This is a genomic window from Streptomyces glomeratus (assembly GCF_021462825.1).
GTDB lineage: Bacteria > Actinomycetota > Actinomycetes > Streptomycetales > Streptomycetaceae > Streptomyces > Streptomyces glomeratus.
Genome location: NZ_JAKEEB010000006.1, coordinates 129,283 through 151,572, shown reverse-complemented (window position 1 = coordinate 151,572; position 22,290 = coordinate 129,283). Strand labels below are relative to the sequence as shown.

The 22,290-nt window shown below is 72.3% G+C and carries 20 protein-coding genes; 10 read left to right on the top strand and 10 right to left on the bottom strand.

The window, feature by feature from the left end:
* Positions 1-42: 42 nt before the first annotated feature.
* Positions 43-729 (bottom strand): spermidine synthase family protein, encoded by a 687-nt coding sequence (locus LZ604_RS09715; protein WP_234514166.1) that lies wholly within the window; start codon positions 727-729, stop codon positions 43-45.
* A gap of 203 nt (positions 730-932) precedes the next feature.
* On the opposite strand from LZ604_RS09715, the gene LZ604_RS09710 reads away from it, so the two are divergent.
* Positions 933-1,727 carry a rhomboid-like protein gene (locus tag LZ604_RS09710; protein ID WP_372482119.1) on the top strand — a complete coding sequence of 265 codons (795 nt, stop codon included), beginning with the start codon at positions 933-935 and terminating at the stop codon, positions 1,725-1,727.
* Positions 1,728-1,860: 133 nt separating this feature from the next.
* Entirely contained in the window at positions 1,861-4,278 is a 2,418-nt protein-coding gene (gene lon, locus LZ604_RS09705; RefSeq protein ID WP_234514164.1) for an endopeptidase La, read from the top strand.
* Between the two features lie 111 nt (positions 4,279-4,389).
* Here lon and LZ604_RS09700 read toward each other — a convergent pair whose 3' ends face one another.
* Positions 4,390-5,223 carry a lysozyme gene (locus LZ604_RS09700; RefSeq protein WP_234514162.1) on the bottom strand — a complete coding sequence of 278 codons (834 nt, stop codon included), beginning with the start codon at positions 5,221-5,223 and terminating at the stop codon, positions 4,390-4,392.
* A 274-nt stretch (positions 5,224-5,497) separates the two neighbouring features.
* Here LZ604_RS09700 and LZ604_RS09695 point away from each other — a divergent pair, with 274 nt between their 5' ends.
* Positions 5,498-5,989 (top strand): MarR family winged helix-turn-helix transcriptional regulator, encoded by a 492-nt coding sequence (locus tag LZ604_RS09695; protein ID WP_234514160.1) that lies wholly within the window; start codon positions 5,498-5,500, stop codon positions 5,987-5,989.
* Positions 5,990-6,008: 19 nt separating this feature from the next.
* Here the strand turns inward: LZ604_RS09695 and LZ604_RS09690 are convergent, their stop codons facing one another.
* Positions 6,009-6,797, bottom strand: a complete 789-nt coding sequence (locus LZ604_RS09690) for a protein phosphatase 2C domain-containing protein (protein WP_234514159.1) — start codon at positions 6,795-6,797, stop codon at positions 6,009-6,011.
* A gap of 359 nt (positions 6,798-7,156) precedes the next feature.
* Between LZ604_RS09690 and LZ604_RS09685 the strand changes: the two genes are divergently transcribed.
* The 6 genes from LZ604_RS09685 to LZ604_RS09655 all read left to right on the top strand — a co-directional run bounded on the left by LZ604_RS09685 (position 7,157) and on the right by LZ604_RS09655 (position 14,124).
* A complete protein-coding gene (locus tag LZ604_RS09685) occupies positions 7,157-10,141 on the top strand; it encodes a sensor histidine kinase (protein ID WP_234514158.1) in 2,985 nt (994 codons plus the stop codon).
* Positions 10,138-10,641: a roadblock/LC7 domain-containing protein gene (locus tag LZ604_RS09680; RefSeq protein WP_234514157.1), complete on the top strand. Its 504-nt coding sequence runs from the start codon at positions 10,138-10,140 to the stop codon at positions 10,639-10,641. Before LZ604_RS09685 ends, LZ604_RS09680 begins: the two co-directional genes overlap by 4 nt.
* Entirely contained in the window at positions 10,638-11,042 is a 405-nt protein-coding gene (locus LZ604_RS09675; protein WP_234514156.1) for a DUF742 domain-containing protein, read from the top strand. The genes LZ604_RS09680 and LZ604_RS09675 overlap by 4 nt, the downstream gene beginning before the upstream one ends.
* On the top strand, positions 11,023-11,661 hold the full coding sequence (locus tag LZ604_RS09670; RefSeq protein ID WP_234514155.1) for a GTP-binding protein: 639 nt from the start codon (positions 11,023-11,025) through the stop codon (positions 11,659-11,661). Before LZ604_RS09675 ends, LZ604_RS09670 begins: the two co-directional genes overlap by 20 nt.
* A gap of 66 nt (positions 11,662-11,727) precedes the next feature.
* A complete protein-coding gene (locus LZ604_RS09665; protein ID WP_234514154.1) occupies positions 11,728-12,963 on the top strand; it encodes a styrene monooxygenase/indole monooxygenase family protein in 1,236 nt (411 codons plus the stop codon).
* A 567-nt stretch (positions 12,964-13,530) separates the two neighbouring features.
* Positions 13,531-14,124, top strand: a complete 594-nt coding sequence (locus LZ604_RS09655; protein WP_234514153.1) for a hypothetical protein — start codon at positions 13,531-13,533, stop codon at positions 14,122-14,124.
* 185 nt (positions 14,125-14,309) lie between these two features.
* Here LZ604_RS09655 and LZ604_RS09650 read toward each other — a convergent pair whose 3' ends face one another.
* The 4 genes from LZ604_RS09650 to LZ604_RS09635 all read right to left on the bottom strand — a co-directional run bounded on the left by LZ604_RS09650 (position 14,310) and on the right by LZ604_RS09635 (position 17,275).
* A complete protein-coding gene (locus LZ604_RS09650) occupies positions 14,310-15,068 on the bottom strand; it encodes a coiled-coil domain-containing protein (RefSeq protein WP_234514152.1) in 759 nt (252 codons plus the stop codon).
* Positions 15,069-15,170: 102 nt separating this feature from the next.
* The gene (locus LZ604_RS09645; RefSeq protein ID WP_234514150.1) at positions 15,171-15,485 is read right to left on the bottom strand and encodes a DUF8847 domain-containing protein; all 315 of its coding nucleotides are present in this window, start codon (positions 15,483-15,485) and stop codon (positions 15,171-15,173) included.
* A 49-nt stretch (positions 15,486-15,534) separates the two neighbouring features.
* On the bottom strand, positions 15,535-16,260 hold the full coding sequence (locus LZ604_RS09640) for a TetR/AcrR family transcriptional regulator (protein ID WP_234514148.1): 726 nt from the start codon (positions 16,258-16,260) through the stop codon (positions 15,535-15,537).
* 85 nt (positions 16,261-16,345) lie between these two features.
* Positions 16,346-17,275, bottom strand: coding sequence for an AurF N-oxygenase family protein (locus tag LZ604_RS09635; protein WP_234514147.1), 930 nt, complete (start codon positions 17,273-17,275; stop codon positions 16,346-16,348).
* Between the two features lie 208 nt (positions 17,276-17,483).
* On the opposite strand from LZ604_RS09635, the gene LZ604_RS09630 reads away from it, so the two are divergent.
* Positions 17,484-18,404, top strand: a complete 921-nt coding sequence (locus LZ604_RS09630) for an ADP-ribosylglycohydrolase family protein (RefSeq protein ID WP_234514146.1) — start codon at positions 17,484-17,486, stop codon at positions 18,402-18,404.
* Between the two features lie 178 nt (positions 18,405-18,582).
* Here LZ604_RS09630 and LZ604_RS09625 read toward each other — a convergent pair whose 3' ends face one another.
* From LZ604_RS09625 to LZ604_RS09615, 3 genes are all read right to left on the bottom strand, one after another.
* Positions 18,583-20,163 carry a penicillin-binding transpeptidase domain-containing protein gene (locus LZ604_RS09625; RefSeq protein ID WP_234514145.1) on the bottom strand — a complete coding sequence of 527 codons (1,581 nt, stop codon included), beginning with the start codon at positions 20,161-20,163 and terminating at the stop codon, positions 18,583-18,585.
* Positions 20,160-21,533: an FtsW/RodA/SpoVE family cell cycle protein gene (locus LZ604_RS09620; protein ID WP_234514144.1), complete on the bottom strand. Its 1,374-nt coding sequence runs from the start codon at positions 21,531-21,533 to the stop codon at positions 20,160-20,162. Before LZ604_RS09620 ends, LZ604_RS09625 begins: the two co-directional genes overlap by 4 nt.
* Before the next feature lie 223 nt (positions 21,534-21,756).
* Entirely contained in the window at positions 21,757-22,263 is a 507-nt protein-coding gene (locus tag LZ604_RS09615) for a protein-tyrosine phosphatase family protein (protein ID WP_234514143.1), read from the bottom strand.
* Between the last annotated feature and the right edge of the window lie 27 nt (positions 22,264-22,290).

The following is a 22,290-nucleotide window of genomic DNA, read 5'->3' as shown; positions in this document are numbered from 1 at the left end:
CCGCGTCAGGGAAGCAGCGTACGGGGAGTTACCGCCGGTCGGCTATCCAGGTCGGACAGCCAGGTGCACGACGTCGGGAACGCCCCGGGCAACGGGGACCTCTTCGGTATGCACCTGCCGGAACCCGGCATTCCAGAGAGTTCCTTCAAATTCCGGAGAGGGCTGGGCCGACCACACCGCCAGCACCCCGCCGGGCCTCAACACCCGTGCACAGCCCGCCAGTCCGGCCGGCGAGTACAGGCTGTCGTTGTCGTCCGTGACCGTCCAGCCGGGGCCGTTGTCGATGTCGAGGCACAGCGCGTCGTACGTGGCGGATGTCTCACGCACATGGGCCACGAGATCGGCCTCGACGACGCGGGTGCGGGGGTCGGCGAGCGCGGGGGCGGACAGCGCGGCCAGGGGGCCGTCGAGGTGCCAGTCGATGACGGCGCGCTCGCGTTCGACGACGGTGATCTCCCCCCAGCGCGCGTCCGCCGCCGCATGTGCGAGCGAGAAGCCGACGCCCAGCCCGCCGATCAGCACGCTCGGCTCCGGGCGTCCGTCCAGGGCCTCGTACGCGGCGTCCACGAGCAGCCGCTCCGAGCGCCCGTCGGAGGTGTCCATCAGAAAACAGCCGTTGGCGATGATCTGGAGCAGCCCACCGTGGCGGCGGAGCACGACCTCGCCGTGCGGGCCCTCGCGGCGGTCCAGGACTTCAGGGGTCTCACAGATGTCGTACGGATGAGGCATGGGTCACATTGTGGTGACGTGAGGCATCCTGGGCGAGGGATTTTCCGGTACCACCAGGTTTGGGAACGCCGGTTCGGATATGTCCCCCGGACGCAGAAACCGCCTGAGAAGTTGCTTTGAATCCGGCACGTCGGTGGCGTCGGTCATAGACAGCGACCCGGGGCGGCACCAAGGGTGTGGGGTGACGGAAGGAGCTCCCCGCCTTGGAACGCACGGTCTCGGCGGCTGACGCCATGGTCACGGCCTCCGGGACGCCCCTGCTCGACGGCATGCCGCGCCAGCGCACGGCACGGCTTCCCGCCGCCCCGGCCGCGCCCCGGATCCCGGCCGCCGCCTCCGCACCCCGCCCGGGTCCACGCGTCCGGAGCCTCCTGCCGACCCCCACGGACGCGCCGTTCACCTTCGGGTACGCCGCCGTCCTCGTCGTGACTTCCCTGTTCGCCGCGTACGCCGACCCCTCGCTGGTGCACACCCTGTACCAGGGGTCCAGCACCGACGTCGCCCATCTGGTGCGCAGCCCGGTGCTGGTGCTGGTCACCAGCGCGCTGTGGATCGCGGGCGGGCTGACCTCGGCGTACGCCCTCCTCTTCCTGTTCGTGCTGACGGCGCTGGAACGACGGATCGGCGGCCGGGGCACGGCCGTGGTCTTCCTGCTCGGACATGTCCTCGCGACCCTGGCCACCGAGATCCCGGTCGGCGTCGCGGTGCTGGCGGGCCATCTGCCCGGCAGTTCCCTGCACCGCCTCGACTACGGCATCAGCTTCGGGGTCGCGGCGTGCCTCGGCGCGTTGATCGGCCTGCTGCCGCCGTGGCCGCGCCGGGCGGTGCTCACCGTGTTCGGTGGAGTACTGCTGGCCGACCTGATCCAGTTCGCGGACCCCCTGAGCAACTGGGGCCACCTGCTGTCCCTGGCGATCGGCGTCGGGACCTGGCCCCTGGTCCGGCGATGGCGGCGGACGGACCCTCAGGACGCCCGCGCCACCTCGCCCTACGCCTGAGCGATACCGGCTTCGGCGCCCCTGAACCGGCAGGCATCCAGTGATCGCTCAGAGCGAACACCCTCTGGGGAACAATCGGATCGCGGCATGCATTGAGTCGGCATAGCTCAACTTGACTGCCGAAGGGGAGATCATGGCTTCGACGCCCACATCGCTCACCCTGCCCGTGCTGCCGCTCGACGGCGAGGTCGTGCTGCCCGGCATGGTGGTTCCACTGGATCTGAGCGACTCCGACGTGCGCGCGGCGGTGGAGGCCGCGCAGGCAGCCGCCAGGTCGGAACCCGGAAAGCCCAGGGTCCTGCTCGTGCCCCGGATCGACGGCACGTACGCGGGTACGGGTGTGCTCGGCACGGTCGAGCAGGTCGGCCGGCTCGCCGACGGTGACCCGGGCGCGCTGATCCGCGGTCGCGGCCGCGTGCGGATCGGCGCCGGCACCACGGGCCCGGGTGCGGCGCTGTGGGTCGAGGGCACGCGGATCGACGAGAGCGTTCCGGACCCGCTGCCCGGGCACGTCGCCGAACTCGTCAAGGAATACAAGGCACTCGCCACCAGCTGGCTGAGGAAGCGCGGCGCCTGGCAGGTCGTGGACCGCGTCCAGGCCATCGACGACGTCTCCGCGCTCGCCGACAACTCCGGCTACTCGCCCTTCCTGACCACCGAACAGAAGGTGGAACTGCTGGAGACGGCCGACCCGGTCGCCCGGCTGAAGCTCGCCACCCAGCAGCTGCGCGACCACCTCGCCGAGCAGGACGTCGCCGAGTCCATCGCCAAGGACGTCCAGGAGGGCGTGGACAAGCAGCAGCGCGAGTTCCTGCTGCGCCGTCAGCTGGAAGCCGTCCGCAAGGAGCTGCGCGAGCTGAACGGCGACACCGCGGAGGGCGAGGAGTCCGACGACTACCGGGCCCGGGTGGAGGCCGCCGACCTGCCCGAGAAGGTCCGTGAGGCCGCCCTCAAGGAGGTCGACAAGCTGGAGCGGGCGAGCGACCAGTCGCCCGAGGGCTCCTGGATCCGCACCTGGCTCGACACCGTGCTCGAACTGCCGTGGAACGAGCGCACCGAGGACGCCTACGACATCCGCGGCGCCAAGGCCGTCCTGGACGCCGAGCACGCGGGCCTGGACGACGTGAAGGAGCGGATCACCGAGTACCTGGCGGTACGCAAGCGCCGCGCCGAGCGGGGGCTCGGAGTCGTCGGCGGGCGGCGCGGGGGTGCCGTTCTCGCACTCGTCGGACCGCCCGGCGTGGGCAAGACCAGCCTCGGCGAATCGGTCGCGCACGCCATGGGACGCAAGTTCGTCCGGGTCGCGCTCGGCGGTGTGCGCGACGAGGCCGAGATCCGCGGCCACCGGCGGACATACGTCGGTGCCCTCCCGGGCCGGATCGTCCGCGCCGTCAAGGAGGCCGGTTCGATGAACCCGGTCGTCCTGCTCGACGAGATCGACAAGGTGGGTTCGGACTTCCGGGGCGACCCGGCGGCCGCCCTGCTCGAGGTCCTGGACCCCGCGCAGAACCACACCTTCCGGGACCACTACCTGGAGGTCGAACTCGACCTGTCCGACGTCGTGTTCCTCGCGACGGCGAACGTCCTGGAGGCGATCCCCGAGGCGCTGGCCGACCGGATGGACATCGTCCGCCTGGACGGCTACACCGAGGACGAGAAGGTCGTCATCGCCCGGGACCACCTGCTCCCGCGTCAGCTGGAGCGGGCGGGCCTGGACAAGGACGAGATCACGATCGACGAGCGCGCGCTGCGCAAGCTCGCCGGCGAGTACACGCGTGAGGCGGGCGTACGGAACCTGGAGCGGGCGATCGCCCGTCTGCTCCGCAAGGTCGCGGCGCAGCACGAACTGGGCGCGAGGGAACTTCCCTTCACCGTCCGGGACGAGGACCTGCGCGCCCTGATCGGGCGGCCGCACCATGTGCCCGAGTCCGCCCAGGACCCGGCCGAGCGGCGTACGGCCGTCCCCGGTGTGGCGACCGGTCTCGCGGTCACCGGCGCGGGCGGTGACGTCCTCTATGTGGAGGCGTCGCTGGCCGACCCGGAGACGGGCGCGGCGGGCCTGACCCTCACCGGTCAGCTCGGCGACGTGATGAAGGAGTCCGCGCGGATCGCGCTGAGCTTCCTGCGCTCCCACGGCGCCGAGTTGGAGCTGCCCGTCGGCGACCTGAAGGACCGGGGTGTGCACATCCACTTCCCGGCCGGCGCGGTACCGAAGGACGGACCGAGCGCGGGCATCACCATGACGACCGCGCTGGCCTCGCTTCTGTCGGGCCGTCTGGTCCGCACGGACGTGGCGATGACGGGCGAGGTCTCGCTGACCGGCCGCGTGCTGCCCATCGGCGGGGTGAAGCAGAAGCTGCTCGCCGCGCACCGGGCGGGCGTGACGACGGTCGTCATCCCCAAGCGCAACGAGCCCGACCTGGACGACGTCCCGGCCGAGGTGCTGGACAAGCTGGACGTCCACGCCGTCACGGACGTCCGCCAGGTCCTGGAGCTGGCGCTCGCACCGGCCGGCAGCGGTGCGACGCCGGAGGTTCCGGTGGCGGCGTGACGGACGCCTCCGGATGGCAGAAGGCCCGGGTTTCGTGAGGGAGGCCCGGGCCTTCGCCCTGCGGGGGTGCCGGCCGCCGGTGAGCGCCCGAGGCCGGGCGGGGGTCGCGGGCTAGCCGTTGGCGAGCGCCCGCACCCGGTCGAGTGCCCCGTTGAACCGGTCGTGGTCGCCGACCGTCGGGCCCGACGACGTGTACTGCCACATGGTGTAGTAGCCCCAGCCGCCCGGCAGGGCGCCCGGGTCGGCGGCGTAGCGGGCGATCCACAGCGGGTGCGCGGAGGCGAAGCCGGCGTAGTCGCCGGTGCACTGCGTCCACCAGCTGGTGGCCGTGTAGATCACGGCGTCCCGGCCGGTGCGCGCCCGGTAGGTGTTCAGGAAGTCGGCGATCCAGCCGGTCATCCCGCTCGTCGACTTGCCGTAGCAGGCGGCGCCGTACGGGTTCCACTCGATGTCGAGCACGCCCGGCAGGGTCCTGCCGTCCCTCGACCAGCCGCCGCCGTGGTCGACGAAGTAGTCGGCCTGGGCGGCGCCGCTCGTGGTGTTCGGGGTCGCGAAGTGGTACGCGCCGCGGATCATGCCCACGTTGTACGAACCGTTGTACTGCTGGGCGAAGTACGGGTTGGTGTAGTACGTCCCCTCGGTGGCCTTGGTGTAGGCCCATCTGACCCCGCTGTTCCAGAGGGTCGACCAGGCGACGTTGCCCTGGTAGCCGGAGACGTCGACGCCCTCCGTCCGGGTGGCGGCGGCGCTCAGCGGGGTTCCGCCCCGGCCGTCGTGCGCGAGGACACCCATCCCCATGTACGCGCTGCCGCGCACGGGCGTGCCGGCGGCGCGGGCCGGGAGGGTGAACAGGAGAGTCAACGGGATGGAGAGCGCGAGGAGCAGGATTCCGGCCGCGAGCGGGTGACGCGGGGACCGGACCGGTAAGGGTCTGCGCATGGGCATGACATGCCTCCGGAAGGCTGGGGGAGCTCGGTGGGGTTCGCTCGGGCACGCCCGTGCCGGGATGTGCGGGGAGTGCGGGGCACGCTCGCCCCGTTGATGGCGTGGGCATGCCAGTCATGGCCTGATAAGGGAAGCTACGCACGTAGACGAGGGGCTGGGAAGGGGGGCCGGAAGCTGCCGTTGGTCTACGCCTGCGAAATACTGACGGAGCTGCGGCAATGGCGAGCTTTGGCAGAAACTTTCAGAATCCGGTAACCGGGGCAGGGATGCTGACGTGCACGAGGACCCGAATGGCGAGGGACGTCCGGTCGAATGCGGGGCGTCGGGAAGTGGCGTGGACCAGGAGTTCCTGTCGCTGGAGCGCGAGCTGACCGTGTTTCTGCGGCGCGCCCGCGCCAGCCAGGGGGAGATGGCCCGCGAGGTGCACCCGGACCTGGAGTCCGCCGCGTACGGCCTCCTCGTACGGCTCGACGAGTGCGGCCGTCAGCGCGCCACCGAACTCGCCGCGTACATCGGTGTCGGCAAGGCCACGATGTCCCGCCAGCTGCGCGCCCTGGAGGACCTCGGCCTGGTCGCCCGGGAACCCGACCCGGCCGACGGCCGCGCCTGGCTGGTCCACCTCACCGAGGAGGGCCGCAGCCGCGTCGGCCGTGTCCGTGAGGCCCGCCGTGCCCGCTATGTACGCAAACTCGCCGACTGGGACCCCCGCGAGGTCGCCGAGCTCGCCCGGCTGCTGAACCAGTTGAACCGGGGCATGGAGAAGTAGACCGCCGCGAGGCCGCGCTTCACAGGTCCACGTACACCACCGTCGCGTCGTCGTGCGTCTTGCTGCGGCCCAGGTGCTCCCGCCGCTCCCGGTCGGCGTCCTCCAGCGCCCGTACGCGCTCCACCAGCACCGCGGCCCCCTCCTTGCGCACGAGCGTGAACAGGTCCGTCCAGTCGCCCTGGTGGAACTTCTCCGTCCAGCGGGTCGCGCCGTCCGTCAGGGCCACCAGGGTGCGTACCGCCGCACGCGGGAGTTCGCCCGTCAGCGCGCGGGCCGCGACCGAGGGGTCGGCGGCCGCCGTGAAGAAGCCGCCCTCCTTGTTGCGGACCGTGGCGTCCGCGATCGCGTCCGAGGCCAGCGAGGCACGCGGGACGCGGGCCAGGCGGTCGTCCAGCAGGACGGTGACCGTGCCGTCGGGGGCCTCGGCCAGCAGCGCCGAGTCCGAGAGGACCAGGTACTCCACCGTGGTCCCGGACCAGCGGGCGAGGACCACGGTCGCCTGCGGGGTGCGCGGGTGAGAAAGGTCACAGGTGGCCGCATGGGCCTCGGCGGTGCGGCCGAGAGCCTGTGTGAGGATCTCGGACAGTGTCAGATCCCGGCGGGAAACGGACAGTTCGGTCAGTGCCCCGCCGAGGCGTGCGCAGAACCAGTGGACGGAATGAAGACACCCGTCGTCGCCGTCGGGCGGAGTCACTCCGTCCAGTACGACCAGCGCTCCGCCCTGCCCGGAGGCCGGAACGGCGAACGTGGCGAAGTCCTCGTTGGGGCGGGCCGGGTCTCCGGGTTCGGAAATCAGTTCCCTACGCATCCGGCCAGTCTGCACGAGCCCTTCACAAGGCCCACGAAAGACCGGCAATGCTTGCGGAATCGGTGCGGGCGTCCAGGTCAGGCGCCTGTTTTGGCATGGAATGATCGACTCCGGTGAAGCGTGGTGGCGAATACTGCCAAAGCGCGCCGCCGACGTCCAACCGGCCTGCCGTGGGGGGCCGCCTCACGAGCCCCCGAGACTTGCCCGCCAACTCCTCGCCGATGTTCACTCCTTCGGGTGGCGGGTCAGGCGAAGTGAGCCCTCTGCCCACCGGCACTGGGAGGGTCGGAAGCCGTCGTACCGGGTCGACCGCCCCAGTTGACGGGCCGTCACCCGGGCCATGGGTACACGAGTCAGGAATGCGAGCACCGGTGCAGAAGAAGTGGCCTCGGCGCACAGGCAAGCAGACGGTCCCCGAGCGGGGGGCCTCGTCCGAGTCCGCGGGCAGCGGCCGTGCCACGCATGTGCGCAACCGGCTGATCGTGGCCGTGGCCGTGGTCGCCGCAGCGATCGCGGGTGCCGGGGCGCCGAGCGTCATCGCCGCCTCCGGACAGCTGAACGATTCCCAGAACCTTGTGACGCTCGCCGGGCAGACCAAGGACGCCCTCACCCTCGCCCACTCCCTGGCGGACGAGCGCGACGCGGTCACCGCCTACGTGGCCGCGGGGCGCCCCAAGTCGCAGGCGCCGGCCGAGCAGCAGAGCGCCCGCGTCGACCGGGAGATCGAGGACCTGCGCGCCGACCCGGACCTGCCCGCCGCGCTGCGCAAGGACCTCGACGACGTGGGCTCCGTACGGAGAGCGGCGCTCGTCGGGAAGAGCAGTGCTCTCGAAGCCCACCGGGCGTACTCCGCCGTCATCACCGAGCTGCACGCCCTCGCCGACCAGCTGGCCGGGAAGATCCCGCCCCGCGCGGGCACCGGCGCCTATGCCCTCGCCGAGCTGGACAGCGCCGTGCAGCAGGCCGCCGCCGCCCGCGGACTGCTCCTCGCGGCCCTGAACGTCCCGCACACCACCCAGACCACCATCAACCCGGTCACCGGCCTGCCGACCACCACCACCGGCTCCTCGGCCGCCGACACCGAACAGCGCAACGCACTCACCGCCGCCGCCCAGCAGGCCGCCGTGCGCTCCGACGCGGCCGTCGCCGACTTCCGCGACAACGCGACCAAGACGGCCAAGACCTCCTACGACTCCACGGTCACCGGCCCCGAGGTCACCTCCGCCGAGAAGTACCTCGCCGCCCTCACCGACCAGCCCACCCTCTCCGACAGCGACCTCGGCCTCAGCACCAGGAAGGTCGACGCGGCCCTGTCCGCCCGCGTCGACCTGATGCGCGGCGTCGAGTCCTCACTCTACGAGAGCGGCGGCAAGGACCTGGCACAGCTGCGTGACGACGATGTCACCGCGCTGGAGATCCGTATCGCCGTCCTCGGCGCGCTGCTGCTCGCCGCCGTGGGCGTCGCCATGGCCATGGCCCGCAGCCTCACCCGTCCGCTCGCCGTACTGCGCCTCGGCTCGGCCCGGGTGGCCGCCGACCCGGCCGGCGAGGAACCGGTGAAGTTCACCGGACGCAACGACGAGTTCGCCCAGGTCGTCCGCTCCGTCAACGCCCTGCACGCGCACGCCGTCGCCCTCCAGGAGCGCCTCGGCACCCTGGAGGCCGACCGCAAGCACCTGGTCGGCCAGCGGCAGACCATGGCCGACGAGCGCGCCAGGCTGCGCGCCCAACTCGACGAGGCCGCCGCCCATCTTGAGCTGGTGCGGCACACCATCCACTCCACGTTCGTCAACCTCGCTCTGCGCACCCTCGGCCTGGTCGAGCGCCAGCTGACCGTCATCGAGGGGCTCGAGGAGCGCGAGCAGGACCCCGAGCGGCTCTCCACGCTGTTCCGGCTCGACCACTTCGCCACGGTGATGCGCCGCCACAGCGAGAACCTCCTGGTCCTCGCCGGTGCCGAGCACGTCCAGCAGCACGCGGGGCCGGTGCCGCTCGTGGACGTGGTGCGGGCCGCGGTCAGCGAGATCGAGCGGTACGAGCGCGTCCGCATCGCCGCGCTGCCGCCGCACGCGCATATCGCGGGCTTCGCCGCCGACGACCTCTCGCACCTGGTGGCCGAACTGCTGGAGAACGCCGCCTCGTTCTCGCCGCCGGACGTCTCCGTCGAGGTCTCCGGCTGGCTCCTGGAGAGCGGCGAGGTGATGATCTCCGTCCAGGACGAGGGAATCGGCATGACTGCCGAGCGGATGGGCCGGCTCAACGCCCGGCTCGCCGACTTCGACCCGGCCGAGCCACACGACCAGGAGAGCGGCGAGGGGCTGGGGCTCGGCCTGTATGTGGTGGCCCGCCTCGCCCATCGGCACGGCGTCCGCGTCCAGCTGCGCGAACAGAAGCAGGGCGGCGTCGCGGCGGTCGTCGTGCTGCCGAAGACCCTGCTCGCCGCGGCCCCGGCGGCCGCCATGCCCCCGGCGGGCGCGAGTCCGGTGGCGGGCGCCGCGGCCCCGGTATCCCTGCCCGGCGCCGACGCGGAGGCCAACTCCAACGTCCTCAGCGGACGTACCCGGCTCACCGTACGGGAACCGCAGGGCGACGAGGACCCGCTGATCGCGGCGGCCGAACAGGCCGTACTCGACCGGAGCACCGAGGTCTCCCGAAACGCCCGGGACACGGACGCCCCGCAGGACACCGCACGCGGCGAGACCTCGGTTCCCGCCGAGAACGCGGCTCGCGCCGAGACCGCTGTTCCCGCCGAGACCGCGGTACGGGACCACGGCGCCGTACGGGACGAAGATGCCGTACGCGAAGCCGCGCCCGCACAGGACGCCTTCGCGGCGCACGGCGAGCAGCCCCCCGCCGACCTGCCCGGCCCCGAGACCACGATGGAGCTGCTGCTTCCGTCGCCCCGGGCGGAGCAGCCCGCGCCCGCGTCCGCGCCCGACGCCGGCGGCCGGTCCGCGCCGGACCCGTACACCATCGGCCCCGACACCCACGAACGCACCCTCGACGAGGGTGAGCCCGCGGTGGCCCAGGCATCCGAGGAGCCCGAGGCACCCCGGCTCACCGCCAAGGGCCTGCCCAAGCGCACCCCGAAGATCTCCGCGCCCGCCCCGGCCCCCCGGCAGCGCGCCGGCGGAGTGGATGCCGAGGCACTGCGCCGCAGGCTCGGCGGATTCCACCGCGGCGCCACGGCGGGCTACCGCCACGCCGAGGCGGAGATCGCCGATAGGACCGGGGAGAACCGGACGCCCGCGCAGCGCCCCACGGCACCACCTCAGAACGCGACACCCGCTACCGCACAGGACGTTGAACCATCGGGGGGCACAGTCGAGGAGGCAAGCAGTTGACCGCGCCCAGTACCTATGGACTGAGCAGTGAGGCACGCAACCTGCACTGGCTGCTGACGAACCTGGTCGAGGAGGTGCCGGGACTGCTGTCGGTCGCGGTGGTCTCCTCCGACGGCCTGCTGCTGCTCTCGTCCGACCCCGGCAGGAACGCCCAGGCACGCGCCGGCCACGGGGACCGGCCCGGTGGCCCCAGGGGGTCGTCCGCCGACCTCGCCACCGTCGTGTCCGGCATCGGCAGCCTCACCATCGGGGCCGCGAAGCTGATGGACTCCGGCGGGGTCAAGCACACCATGGTCGCGATGGACGAGGGCAGCCTCTTCGTCATGTCCATCAGCGACGGCTCGCTGCTCGGCGTGCACGGCTCCGCGGACTGTGACATGAGCGTGGTGGCGTACCACATGGCGCTCTTCGTCGGCCGCGCCGGACACGTCCTGACGCCCGAACTCCGCAGCGAACTGCGCAAGTCCCTCGAGACCGAGTCGGCGGGGAGCCCCCGATGAGCAGCACACCGAAGAACCTTCCCGTGCGTGGCGGCGAGCGCAAACCCGCCCGCGTACGCCCGTACTCGCTCACCGGCGGCCGTACCCGCTTCGGGCATGTGCTGCTCGTCGAGACCTTCGTGGCGGCACTGGAGGCCCCCGAGGAACGGCGTGAACTGACCAATGGTTCACTGGCCACCCGAGTGATGCCCGAGATGCGGGCGATCGTCGAGCTCTGCCGCCGTATGCGCACGGTGGCCGAGATCGCGGCTCTGCTGAAGATGCCGCTGGGGGTGGTCCGCGTGCTCCTGAGCGATCTCGCGGACCAGGGAAAGATCCGTGTATACGGAACCGGTCACGGCCCGGGACAGCCGGACCGCGCTCTGCTGGAAAGGGTGCTGAGTGGACTCCGTCGTCTCTGACGCCGCCCCGGGCGTCGACCGACTCGTCGAGCCCGACGAGGATCTGAAGGCCTGGCAGACGGACCGCACGCGTGCCCCGATCGCCACGAAGATCGTGGTGGCGGGCGGCTTCGGCGTCGGCAAGACCACCCTGGTGAGCGCCGTCTCGGAGATCACGCCTCTCCAGACGGAGGCGCTGATGACCGAGGCCAGTGAGGACACCGACGACCTCACCGACACGCCGCAGAAGCTCACCACCACGGTGGCGATGGACTTCGGCCGCATCACGCTCGACGACGACCTGGTGCTCTACCTCTTCGGCACGCCGGGCCAGCAGCGGTTCTGGTTCATGTGGGACGACCTGGTGCGCGGTGCGATCGGGGCGGTCGTCCTGGCCGACACCCGGCGGCTCGCGGACTGTTTCCCGGCGCTCGACTACTTCGAGAGCAGCGGACTGCCGTACGTGGTGGCGGTCAACCACTTCGACGGCACCGAGCGGTTCGATCCCGAGGATGTGCGCGAGGCCCTCACCGTCCCTGCACACATACCTGTCATGATCATGGACGCGCGGCGCCGGATCTCGGTGATCGAGACCCTCCTGGCCCTGGTGGGCCACGCGCTCGACGTCACCCCCGAGTGAGGGGCGTCCGTCCTATCCGCGCCGATCCACAAGACACCCCCATGCCCCGATAGGAGCACCATCCGCATGCGGAAGATACTCGTCGTCGGAGCCGGCCAGTCCGGACTCCAGCTCGCCCTCGGCCTCCAGTCGCACGGGTACGAGGTGACCCTGATGTCCAACCGGACCGCGGACGAGATCCGCACCGGCCGGGTCATGTCGACGCAGTGCATGTTCGACACGGCGCTCCAGCACGAGCGTGACCTCGAGCTGAACTTCTGGGAGTCCCAGGCCCCGAGGATCGAGGGACTCGGCGTCTCCGTCGCAGGGCCGGAGTCCCAGCGTGTGATCGACTGGGTGGGCAGGCTCGACGGGTACGCGCAGTCGGTGGACCAGCGGGTGAAGATGGCCGGCTGGATGGAGACGTTCGCCCAGCGCGGCGGTCAGCTGGTCATCCACGGCGCGGCGGTCTCCGACCTCGACTACTTCTCCCGCACGTACGACCTGGTGCTGGTGTCGGCGGGCAAGGGCGAACTGGTGTCCATGTTCGGCCGCGACGCCTCCCGCTCCCCGTACAGCGAGCCGCAGCGCGCCCTCGCCGTCGCCTACGTCCACGGCCTGGGCCCGCGCCCGGAGCACCCGGACTACGACGCGGTGCGCTGCAACCTGGTACCGGGCGTCGGCGAACTGTTCGTCATGCCGACCCTGACCACCTCCGGCCGCGCGGACATCCTGTTCTGGGAGGGCATACCCGGCGGCCCGCTCGACGTGTTCAAGGGCGTCAAGGACCCCTCCGAGCACCTGTCCCTGACCCTGGAGCTGATGGAGCGGTTCACACCCTGGGAGTACGCGCGGGCCACCAAGGTGGAGCTGACCGACGCGAACGGCACCCTGTCAGGCCGCTACGCGCCCACCGTCCGCAACCCGATCGGCCGTCTCCCCGGCGGCGGGCTGGTCCTGGGTGTGGCGGACGTGGTCGTGGCGAACGACCCGATCACCGGCCAGGGCTCCAACTCGGCGGCCAAGTGCGCCGCCATCTATCTCGCCTCGATCCTCGAACACGGTGACAAGGAGTTCGACGAGGCCTGGATGCAGGGGACCTTCGACCGCTACTGGGACGTGGCCCAGCACGTCACCAAGTGGACGAACGCCATGCTGGGCGTGCCCCCGGAGCACGTGCTGAACCTGATCGGCGCGGCGGGCGCCCTCCAGCCGGCGGCCGACCGGTTCGCCAACGGCTTCAACGACCCGTCCGACTTCGAGAACTTCTTCTACGAGCCGGAGAAGACGGAGGCGTACCTGGCCTCGGTCGCCGGCGCCTGACCGGCCTCCGGCCGGCGGGCCGACCGTTGTCGGTCGTCGTCGCCGGGCCTTGTCGGCTGCGCTGGGACGGCCCCGAGACGGCCCCGGTTCGCCGGGGCCGTCCGCACCCCTGGCCCTGGGGCTGAGTTGCCCGAGGACTCGGCGCGCCGGCAGTAGGTCCCGGCGGCATGCGGCCTGACCCGGTTCCACCGCCGCCCCGCCCCGGAAGCCGGCGCCGGCCCCCACCGCCTCCCGCGGGGAATCCGGAGTCGCCGCCGTTGCCACCCACGCCCGGCGTTCCGTTCCCGCTGTTGGTTCAGCCTCCGCTGCCTCCGCCGCCTCTTCCGCCGGAGGCACACATCCCACCGCCGCCCCCGCCGGCACCGGTGCCACTGCCTCGAAGGCCCCGTGGGTGCCGCACGGACTCTGCGCGTGCGCCTCCTGTACCGACGCCTCCGCGTGTCAGGCCGGGGCCGTCTTGGGCCGTCCCGGTGTCCGGACGAAGAGCTCGGCGACGACATCCACATTATCTGACGACCCGTCACTTACACTGGCGCCGTCGGTACACGGAGGAGTCGTGTGAGCAGTATGAACCGAACATCGCCAAGGCCGCGGCGTCATATCGTGCTCGGCGCGGCACTGATCGCCGTGCTCATCATGCTGACAGCCGCGCTCATCTCCCAGCAGGTGCAGCTCGACGATCTAGAGCGCCTTCCCGGGCCCTCCGGCCCGCCCGGTCCCCCTGGTCCGGAGGGGCCCCAGGGCAAGGAAGGGAAGGAAGGGAAGGACGGCAAGGACGGCAAGGACGGAACCGACGGCCAGGACGGCCAGGACGGCACGGAAGGCAGGGAAGGCAAGGACGGCACGGAAGGCAAGGAAGGCAAGGACGGGACGGACGGTTCGGCAGGGAAGGACGGGTCGGACGGGAGGGACGGGATGGACGCCTCCGGCAGCCCGAGCGGGTCCCAGTCGCGGGGCCGCTCCCGCGGCCGCGGGTCGCAGTCCCGGGGCCGCTCCCGCGGCCGCAGCCAGAACTCCAGGCGCAGGGCCGTCCCCAGCGCCTCCCCCGTGACGCCGGAGCCGTCACCCGGCGACTGCCTCACGGATGAGGGATACCCGCAGCTGCAGACGGCGCCGCCCGGCGAACCGCAGCAGGAGGACGAGTGCCCGACGGCCGGGTGACGCCCGGCATGAGCAGGCGGGAGCCGCCCTGCACGGGGTCACGCCCGCTCGGGTGGTACGGGCGACACGGCCGTGTCGCCCGTACCCGGGCCCTCCGCGCCGGGGCCGGGGGCTTCGGCGGCAGGTACTGCCGCACGGGTTCCCCCGCCCGGGTCATAGGCTTCCGGGTCCTCGGCTCCCGGCGCCTACGGCTTGCCGAGCTGCTCGACGGCGTGCCCGAGGGCCCGGCCGCCCTCCGGTGCCGGCGTGCGCTGCGGGCCGAGCGCGCCGGACGACACGAGGTTCTGCGGCGCGTTCTCGGCCCGGCTGCGCTCGTACTCGGAGAGTGCGGCGAGTTGTGCGGGACTCAGCGAGGCCAGCAGTTCCTCGACGTCCTTCAGCCGCCGCTCGACGTCGTCGCGCTGCTTGCGCTGCCGCTGGGCCAGGGTGAGCTGCTCGTCGAGGGCCTTGCGTGCCGCGCGGGCCAGCCGGTCGGCGTGTCGCTCCGCATCGGCCAGTTCCCGCACCCTCTTGGCCCGCTCCTGGGCCAGCTGCGCGATGACATGCCCCTCGTCGAACGCGTGCTGCGGATCCCGGGCCATCAGCAGGCGCAGGTACGAGGAGACCTCCATGCTGTTGCGGTACTGCTGCCGGGCCAGCAGGCCGACCGCGCCCCGGCTGTCCTGGAGGGCGAGCCGGGCCCGGGTGAGCCGTCCGTCCAGCCGGGCGACCTCGGCCTGGTGCTTCTTCAGCTGCCGGGTGGTGGCGTTGTAGGTCTCGGTCGCCACCTCGGCCTGCCGGTACTGTTGCCGAAGCTCCGTCAGCAGCTCGGAGAGCGGGCGGTCGTCCGCCTTCTCCAGGGAGTCGGCGGCCGGGTCCGGGACGGCCACCGCGGGCGCGGGGGCGAGCAGGGCCGAGGCGGTCACCGCGGCCGTGAACACCAGGCGAAGCAGCCGCTCCGACATGTCATCACCTCCGGTGCGGGGGTGGTCCTTCCACCTCGTACCGGCAGCATGGGACGCGTGCCGGCCGGGCGCCCCTCCGGTGGTCGGATCGGCCCAAGGAGGTCACCCGGTGGTGGCATCCGGTCCGCCGCTCGGCATGCCGCCCGGCTTCCGGCGGGGTGCGGACCAGGGCCACCGCAGGCGGCGGCCGGTGTCGCCCTCGGGGTCGTACGCGTACTTCCAGCCGGGGTGGAGGCCGAGCCTGCCGGGGGGGCCGGCCGGGACGCGACGGTAGACCAGGACGGACGGCGGGCCGCCGGCCGAGTCCGGGACCGGAACGCGGTACGTCTTCGGCGGGTGGCCGGTCGGGCCGAGCAGGATCGGAAGGACGCGCCCGTCCAGGGGGCCGCCCACGAACGGGGTGTCTTGGCTCTTCACGGCACCAGTGTCCTCCGCACGGTCCGGGACCGGCCCGCGCGGCACCGGATCACAGCAGGTGACCCGCGTCGCCCACCACCGGCAGCACGCGCCGGGCCAGCGCGCCGACCGGCCCCTCGGCGCTCTCCAGGGCCAGCGCGGCCCGTACCACTGCGGCGGTCTGGGCGTCGCGCCCCGCGGCGGCCACCAGGCACGCCACGAACTGCTCCACCAGCCAGTCCCTCAGCTCGTCGGCCGGCGGCTGCTTGTCCTCGTCGAGCCAGATCAGGGAGGCGGCCTCGACGGTGGTGATCCACATCCGCACGGTCATCCGCAGCCGTGGTCCCGGCTGCTCGGCGTCGAGATGGCTGAGGATGTGCTCGGCGGCGGCCCGCCGCACCCCGTCCACGATGGCGCTGGTGCGGGACGTCTCGACCACGCTGCCGCCCTGGAGCAGGGCGCTGAAACCGGCGTCGTGCCGGCCGACGAAGGCGAGATAGCGGTCCAGGGCCCGGCCCAGGCGGCGGGTGAGCGGCCCCTGCTGGGGTTCGGCGAAGCACTGCTGGAGCTCCTCCGCGGCCGAGCGCAGGGCGGCCTCGTACAGCTGCTGCTTGCCGCCGGGGAAGTAGCGGTACACGAGCGGGCGCGAGACCCCGGCCGCCTCCGCCACGTCGTCCAGCGAGACCTCCTCGGGCGCGCGGTGCGCGAACAGGGACAGCGCGGCGTCGAGGAGCTGGGTGCGGCGCTCTTCGACGCTGAGCCTGCGGTACGCGCGGGTCGGAGCCTCGGAGGTCATGTCCCGCAGCGTAATCGCGACACCGGAGGAAGGGGGACCCGGCGCCGGGGCGGCCGTCCGGTTGTCGCCCGCCCGCGCCCCCTGCTCAGGCCAGCAGCCCCGAGGCCTTCCACAGCCGCCGGCCGACTCCCCGCAGCACCCCGATGTCGTCCAGGAAGCCGGTCAGCCGCTTCGCGCCCGTCTGCATGACCTCCCGGCGGTGGCCGCTGGCCCTCACCTGGGCCACGGCCTCCCGCTTGTCCAGACCCACGTTCGTGTACACCTCGGGGTTCACGAAGGCGACCGAAAACACCCGTGCGAACTCGCCGGAGGTGATGCGCGTGAACTCCTGCGACCACCGGGGAGCGGTCAGCATCTGGCGGCGCAGCTCCTCGCGTGCGTAGCGGACGTGCCGGGCCTCCTCCACGACGTGGATGCGGGTGACCCCGCGGATCAGCGGCTGCACCCGGTCGTCGGGGAAGGTCAGCCGCTGCATCCAGTCCAGGACCTCTTCACCGAGGAGCGTGGCCGTGAAGGACCCGGGTGTCGTCGAGATCGTCTTGAAGACGCGGCCCAGGGTGTGGTGGACCCGGCCGACCGGGTACCAGGGCGTGCCGCCGTGTGTGATCAGCCGGGCGAACATCTTGGAGTGCCGGCACTCGTCCTCGATCTCGGTCAGCGCGTAGCGCACGTGCGCGCTCGTCGCCGCCTTGTCGTAGATGTGCCGCACCAGCAGCTGCATCAGGATGACCTCGAACCAGATGCCGAGCGAGGCGAGCGACGCGGCCTCGTGCTGGGAGAGCAGAATCCGCTGTTCCTCGCCCATCCGCTTCCACAGCGGCGTGCCGTACAGCGACACCAGCTCCGGGGGCCAGAACCACTTGCCGTCCTCGAAGGGCGCGTCCCAGTCCAGTTCCCTGTCCGGGTCGAAGGAGTGCTTGGCGGAGGAGGCGAGCAGCCGCTCGGCCACCTGTTCCCGGTCCTTGAGCAGGCCGAGCGCGTCGCGGAGCACGTCGGCTTCGGTCACGGTCGTCATCGCTGTTCCCCACCACCTCGTCGTACGGGCCGCCGTTACCGGCGGTCAGGTCTTATGAGACTGCCTGTCAGCAAGGGCGTCAATCCCCTGGGCGCCACTTGTTGACGTAGCGTCTACCGCAGCTGGGGGACAATCGGCGGGTGGCCGGCGCACCGGTCGCACCCGGTGCAGGTCATCTCCCGGGAACCGGTGAACGGAGGCTTCGGCAGTGGCGGTTCGAGACCGCGTTCCCCCGGCGAGCAGTGCCGCCGCCCGCCGCAGCCTGGCGGGCCTCGCCCTCGGGGACGCCTTCGGCGAGCGCTGGTTCCCCCTCTTCCGTGAGCCCGCACAGGCGCTGGCGGAGATACGGGCCCGGCGCACACCCGAGGAGCCGGAGTGGCACTGGACCGACGACACGGCGATGGCCCTCGCCGTCCTCCGGGTGCTCGACGAGTACGGGGAGATCCGCCAGGAGGCCCTCGCCCACGCCTTCGCGCTGGGCCACGACGCGGACCCGGCCCGCGGGTACGGCCGCGGGATGCACGAGCTGCTGCCCCGGCTGCTTCAGGGGCCGGAGCGCTGGCGGGAGTGGTCGCGGGAGCTGTTCGGCGGCGAGGGCAGCCTCGGCAACGGGGCGGCCATGCGGGTGGCGCCCCTGGGGGCGTGGTTCCACGACAGCCTGCCGCGGGTCGTCCGGCAGGCCGCCCTGTCCGCCGAGGTCACCCACGCCCACCCCGAGGGCGTCGCGGGCGCGGTCGCCGTGGCCGTGGCGGCCGCGCTCAGCGCGTGCGGACGGCTGAGCATCGACGCCGTGGCCTCCCTGACCCCGCCGAGCGCGGTGCGCCGCGGCCTCGTCCGCGCTGCGGCCCTTCCCTTCGGCACCGAGCCGTGGAAGGCCTCCGACATCCTCGGCAGCGGGCAGCGGATCAGGGCCGACGACACCGTCCCGTTCGCCGTCTGGTGCGCGGTCCGGCACCCGGACGACCTCACGGCCGCCCTGTGGACCACGGCGGAGGGCTTCGGCGACGTCGACACCACCTGCGCCATCACGGGCGGCATCGTGGCCGCCGCCACGGGGCTCGACGGCGTACCGGAGGAGTGGCTGCGACGCAGGGAGCCGCTGCCCGGACAGGGCGCCCGCAAAGGCTAGACGGGGCGGGCCCGGGTCCTCGCCGGCGACCGCACCGGGAAGGCCGGTCACCGGCGCCGCCTCCCCGGCCGGGAACGACGTACGCAGCGTGAAGGCGTACGGCGTCGGCCGTGGGCGCGCGGACGCAGCAGACGATCCCCGGCCTCCGCCACCGTCGGACGGTGCCCGGAACCAGTCGTCACTTCGGGCTGGGCCACAGCCGTCCGCTCGTTCCGGACCTCGGCCGTGACGCCGATCCGTGGGAGTTCGGCCCATATCCCGGCTGCGAGTCCAGCACCGCCTCCATCACGCCCCTCGCGATCGGCGCCGCGTTCCCGCCGCCGCTGATCTCCCCGCGTTCGCCCGCCGCGTCCTCCACCACCACCGCGACCGCCACCGCCGGCTCCGCCGCGTCGTGGGCCTGGGCCCAGGAGATGAACCAGGCGTAGGGCCTGCCCGAGTTGCCGACACCGTGCTGCGCCGTGCCCGTCTTGCCGCCCACCACGGCCCCGGGGATCTGCGCGGTCCGGCCCGTCCCCTGCCTCACCACATCGGTCATCATCTCCCGCAGCACCGCCGCGGTCGCCGGGCTCATCGCCCGGTAGCGGGTGTGCGGGGCGGCCGAGCTCACCGTCTCGCCGGCGCTCGTCGTCGTCTTCTCCACCAGGTACGGCGCCTGCACCGCGCCGCCGTCCGCCACCGCCGCCGCGATCATCGCCATCTGCAACGGCGTCGCCCTCGTGTCGAACTGCCCGATCGAGGACAGCGCCAGCTGCGCCTGGTCCAGCTTCCGGTCGAAGGTACTCGGCGCCACCGCGAACGGAATCCGCAGCCCGGGGTCGTTGAAGCCGAAGCCCTCCGCGGTGGCCGCCATCGTCCGGGGCCCCACATCGACGCCCAGCTTCGCGAACACCGTGTTGCACGACCACTCGAAGGCGTACCGCAGGGATGCGTTCGCACAGCCGTACGTCTCGTTGCGCAGCCAGGTCGTCGTCCCCGGCAGAAGGTAGGGGTTCGGGGACATCGTCCGCTCGTCCGGGTCCCACACCACTCCCGCGTCCAGCGCCGCCGCGGCCGTCACCACCTTGAAGGTGGAGCCGGGCGGGTACGTCTGCCGGATCGCCCGGTTGAGCATGGGCTGCGCCGCGTCCCCGTTCATTCGGGTCCAGGCCTCCGCCACGGACGCCGAAGCCCCCGACAGCTCTCCGGGGTCGTACGACGGCGCCGAGACCAGCGCCAGAATCCGCCCGGTCGAGGGCTCGAGCGCGGCCACCGCGCCCGTCCGCCCGGCCAGGTACCGGTAGGCCGCCCGCTGCGCCGCCCCGTTGAGGGTGGTGACGACCTGACCGCCCGGCGGGTGCCTGCGCACGAAGTCGTTCCACAAGGGGAACAGCGAGAGCATCGGATCGGTGCCCGCCAGCAGCGGGTCCTGCGCGTTCTCCAGCAGGGTCGTCCCGTACCGCTGCGAGGAGAAGCCGGTGACCGCCGCGTACAGCGGGCCGTCCGTGTAGGTGCGCTCGTAGCGGAACATCCCGCCCGTGTACCGCGACCCGGTCACCGGCCGTCCGTCGACCACGATGTCGCCGCGCGGCCGGGCGTAGCGGTCGATCGCCTCCCGGTGGTTGGCGGGATTGCCGCCGTACCGCCCCGACTCGAAGATCTGCACCCGGGTCGCGTTCGCCAGCAGGGCGACCAGCAGCACCGCACACAACGCCGCCGCCCGGCGGATGGTGCGGGTCCCCTCCCGCCGGGCGAAGTCGAGATCGTCGGGGAGGTTCACGGCACCGCCGTCCCGTGGCACTGGCGCGCCGAGTCGCTGATCCGGATCAGCAGCGCCACGATGATCCAGTTGGTGACGACCGAGGACCCGCCCTGCGCCAGGAAGGGCATCGCCATGCCGGTGAGCGGGATCAGCCCCGTCACCCCGCCCGCGATCACGAACACCTGGAGCGCGACGATCGACGCGAGTCCGATGGCGAGCAGACGCCCGAACGGGTCGCGCAGCGCGAGCCCCGCCCGGTAACCGCGCTCCACCAGCAGCGCGTACATCAGGAACAGCGCGGACAGGCCCGCGAGCCCCAGCTCCTCGCCCGCCGTGGCCAGGATGAAGTCCGACTTGACCGCGAAACCGATGAGGACCGAGTGGCCGAGCCCGAGCCCGGTGCCGAGCGCGCCTCCGGCGGCGAATGCGAACAGGGACTGCGCGAGCTGACCCGCGCCCCGCCCCGCCTCGATCGACGCGAAGGGGTGCAGCCAGTCCGTGACCCTGCCGTGCACATGCGGTTCCAGCCATCCGACGGCGAGCGCGCCCGCGACCGCGAGCACCAGGCCGACGGCGATCCAGCCGGTACGGCCCGTGGCGACGTACAGCAGCACCACGAACAGGCCGAAGAACAGCAGTGAGGTGCCGAGGTCACGCTCCAGGACCAGCACGCCGACGCTGAGCAGCCACACGGCCACGACAGGCCCGAGGACGCGCCCGGCGGGCAGCCGCAGCCGCCCCGCACGGCCGCCCGTCAACGCCAGCGCATGGCGGTTGGCGGCCAGATACCCGGCGAAGAACACCGCCAGCAGCACCTTCGCGAACTCCCCGGGCTGAATGGAGAAACCGGAGAGCCTCAGCCAGATCCGGGCGCCGTTCACCGCCGGGAAGAAGATCGGCAGGGTGAGCAGCAGAAGCGCGGCGGCCACGCAGAGGTACGTGTAGCGCTGGAGCACCCGGTGGTGGCGCAGCAGCACCACCACGGCGATGAAGAGCGCCACGCCGACCGTCGACCAGTACAGCTGGGCGGGGGCGGCCCGGTTGCCGGGCGTGTCCAGGTCGAGGCGGTAGATCAGCACCAGCCCCATGCCGTTGAGCAGGACGGCGATGGGCAGCAGCAGCGGATCGGCATACGGGGCCCGCAGGCGCACCGCGCCGTGCGCGAGCAGTGCGAGCAGCCCGAGCCCGGCGCCGTAGCGCACGGTGCCGGGCGGGACCGTGCCGTCGTGGGCGAGACCGACGGCGCAGTAGCCGTACACGGAGAGCAGGACGGCGAGGACGATGAGCGCGCATTCGATGCCACGGCGCCGGGGCGGGCGAGGGGCGACGGTGACGAGGGCGTCCACCGCCGTGTGCGCCGTCCCCGCCGTCTCCGCAATGTCCGCCATCTCCGCCTGCTCCGTCCCTCGGGCCCCTCGGGTCGCTCATGCCCCATGCGTCGTCCCATGCATTGCCCCATGGGTTACTCAGGCTCCTCGCGTACGAGGCACGATCATGTGCGGAACGTAGCAAGGGGGCGGATGGGATGTCCCGTTATAGGGGGTTAATCGGGCTGTTCCGGTGCTTATGGAAGGGGTGGAGGCCGGCGTCGGGCCGGGGCCGGCGCCGGGGTCACTCCGCGAGTTCCTCCAGGAGACGGGCCGTGTCCAGACCGGCCCGCAGATACTCCACGAACAGCTCGTTGTGCAGCGCCCAGGGGCCACGACGGGCACGGATCATCCGTATCGCCTCGTCGGCCGTGTGACCGGCCCGCATCAAAGCCTGGGCGATGACCAGGCCCGAGCGGTTGTACCCGTGGTAACAGCGGACGAGCACCCTGCGGCCGTCCTCCAGGGCGTCGTCGGCCGTCCGGGCGAGCCGTATCACGCCCGCGATCTGCGTTCCGTCCAGCGGCCCGTCCGGAATCGGCCACACATGGTGCTCGACCCCGTCGTCCGGCCCGTGCCCCGGCAGCCGCAGCAGGGTCAGCACCAGATCGAACTCGTCCCGTACGACGGCGAACTCCCGCTCCCCGGAACGCCCCTTGAATTCGTGGCCGCCCATCCACAGGCCGGGCACGATCTCGCTCCACGGGGCGTCCGGAGCGGGAACATCGGGTTGCTTTCTGCGGGTCCGCAACGGCGCCTCCCACCGAGTCCCCAACTG

What these genes read in the sequence shown, in the direction of transcription:
- LZ604_RS09715 (WP_234514166.1), bottom strand. Translation starts at nt 729, where the DNA reads ATGCCTCATCCGTACGACATCTGTGAGACCCCTGAAGTCCTGGACCGC.
- lon (WP_234514164.1), top strand. Translation starts at nt 1,861, where the DNA reads ATGGCTTCGACGCCCACATCGCTCACCCTGCCCGTGCTGCCGCTCGAC.
- LZ604_RS09700 (WP_234514162.1), bottom strand. Translation starts at nt 5,223, where the DNA reads ATGCCCATGCGCAGACCCTTACCGGTCCGGTCCCCGCGTCACCCGCTC.
- LZ604_RS09690 (WP_234514159.1), bottom strand. Translation starts at nt 6,797, where the DNA reads ATGCGTAGGGAACTGATTTCCGAACCCGGAGACCCGGCCCGCCCCAAC.
- LZ604_RS09685 (WP_234514158.1), top strand. Translation starts at nt 7,157, where the DNA reads ATGCGAGCACCGGTGCAGAAGAAGTGGCCTCGGCGCACAGGCAAGCAG.
- LZ604_RS09675 (WP_234514156.1), top strand. Translation starts at nt 10,638, where the DNA reads ATGAGCAGCACACCGAAGAACCTTCCCGTGCGTGGCGGCGAGCGCAAA.
- LZ604_RS09665 (WP_234514154.1), top strand. Translation starts at nt 11,728, where the DNA reads ATGCGGAAGATACTCGTCGTCGGAGCCGGCCAGTCCGGACTCCAGCTC.
- LZ604_RS09655 (WP_234514153.1), top strand. Translation starts at nt 13,531, where the DNA reads ATGAACCGAACATCGCCAAGGCCGCGGCGTCATATCGTGCTCGGCGCG.
- LZ604_RS09650 (WP_234514152.1), bottom strand. Translation starts at nt 15,068, where the DNA reads ATGTCGGAGCGGCTGCTTCGCCTGGTGTTCACGGCCGCGGTGACCGCC.
- LZ604_RS09640 (WP_234514148.1), bottom strand. Translation starts at nt 16,260, where the DNA reads ATGACCTCCGAGGCTCCGACCCGCGCGTACCGCAGGCTCAGCGTCGAA.
- LZ604_RS09635 (WP_234514147.1), bottom strand. Translation starts at nt 17,275, where the DNA reads ATGACGACCGTGACCGAAGCCGACGTGCTCCGCGACGCGCTCGGCCTG.
- LZ604_RS09620 (WP_234514144.1), bottom strand. Translation starts at nt 21,533, where the DNA reads ATGGCGGACATTGCGGAGACGGCGGGGACGGCGCACACGGCGGTGGAC.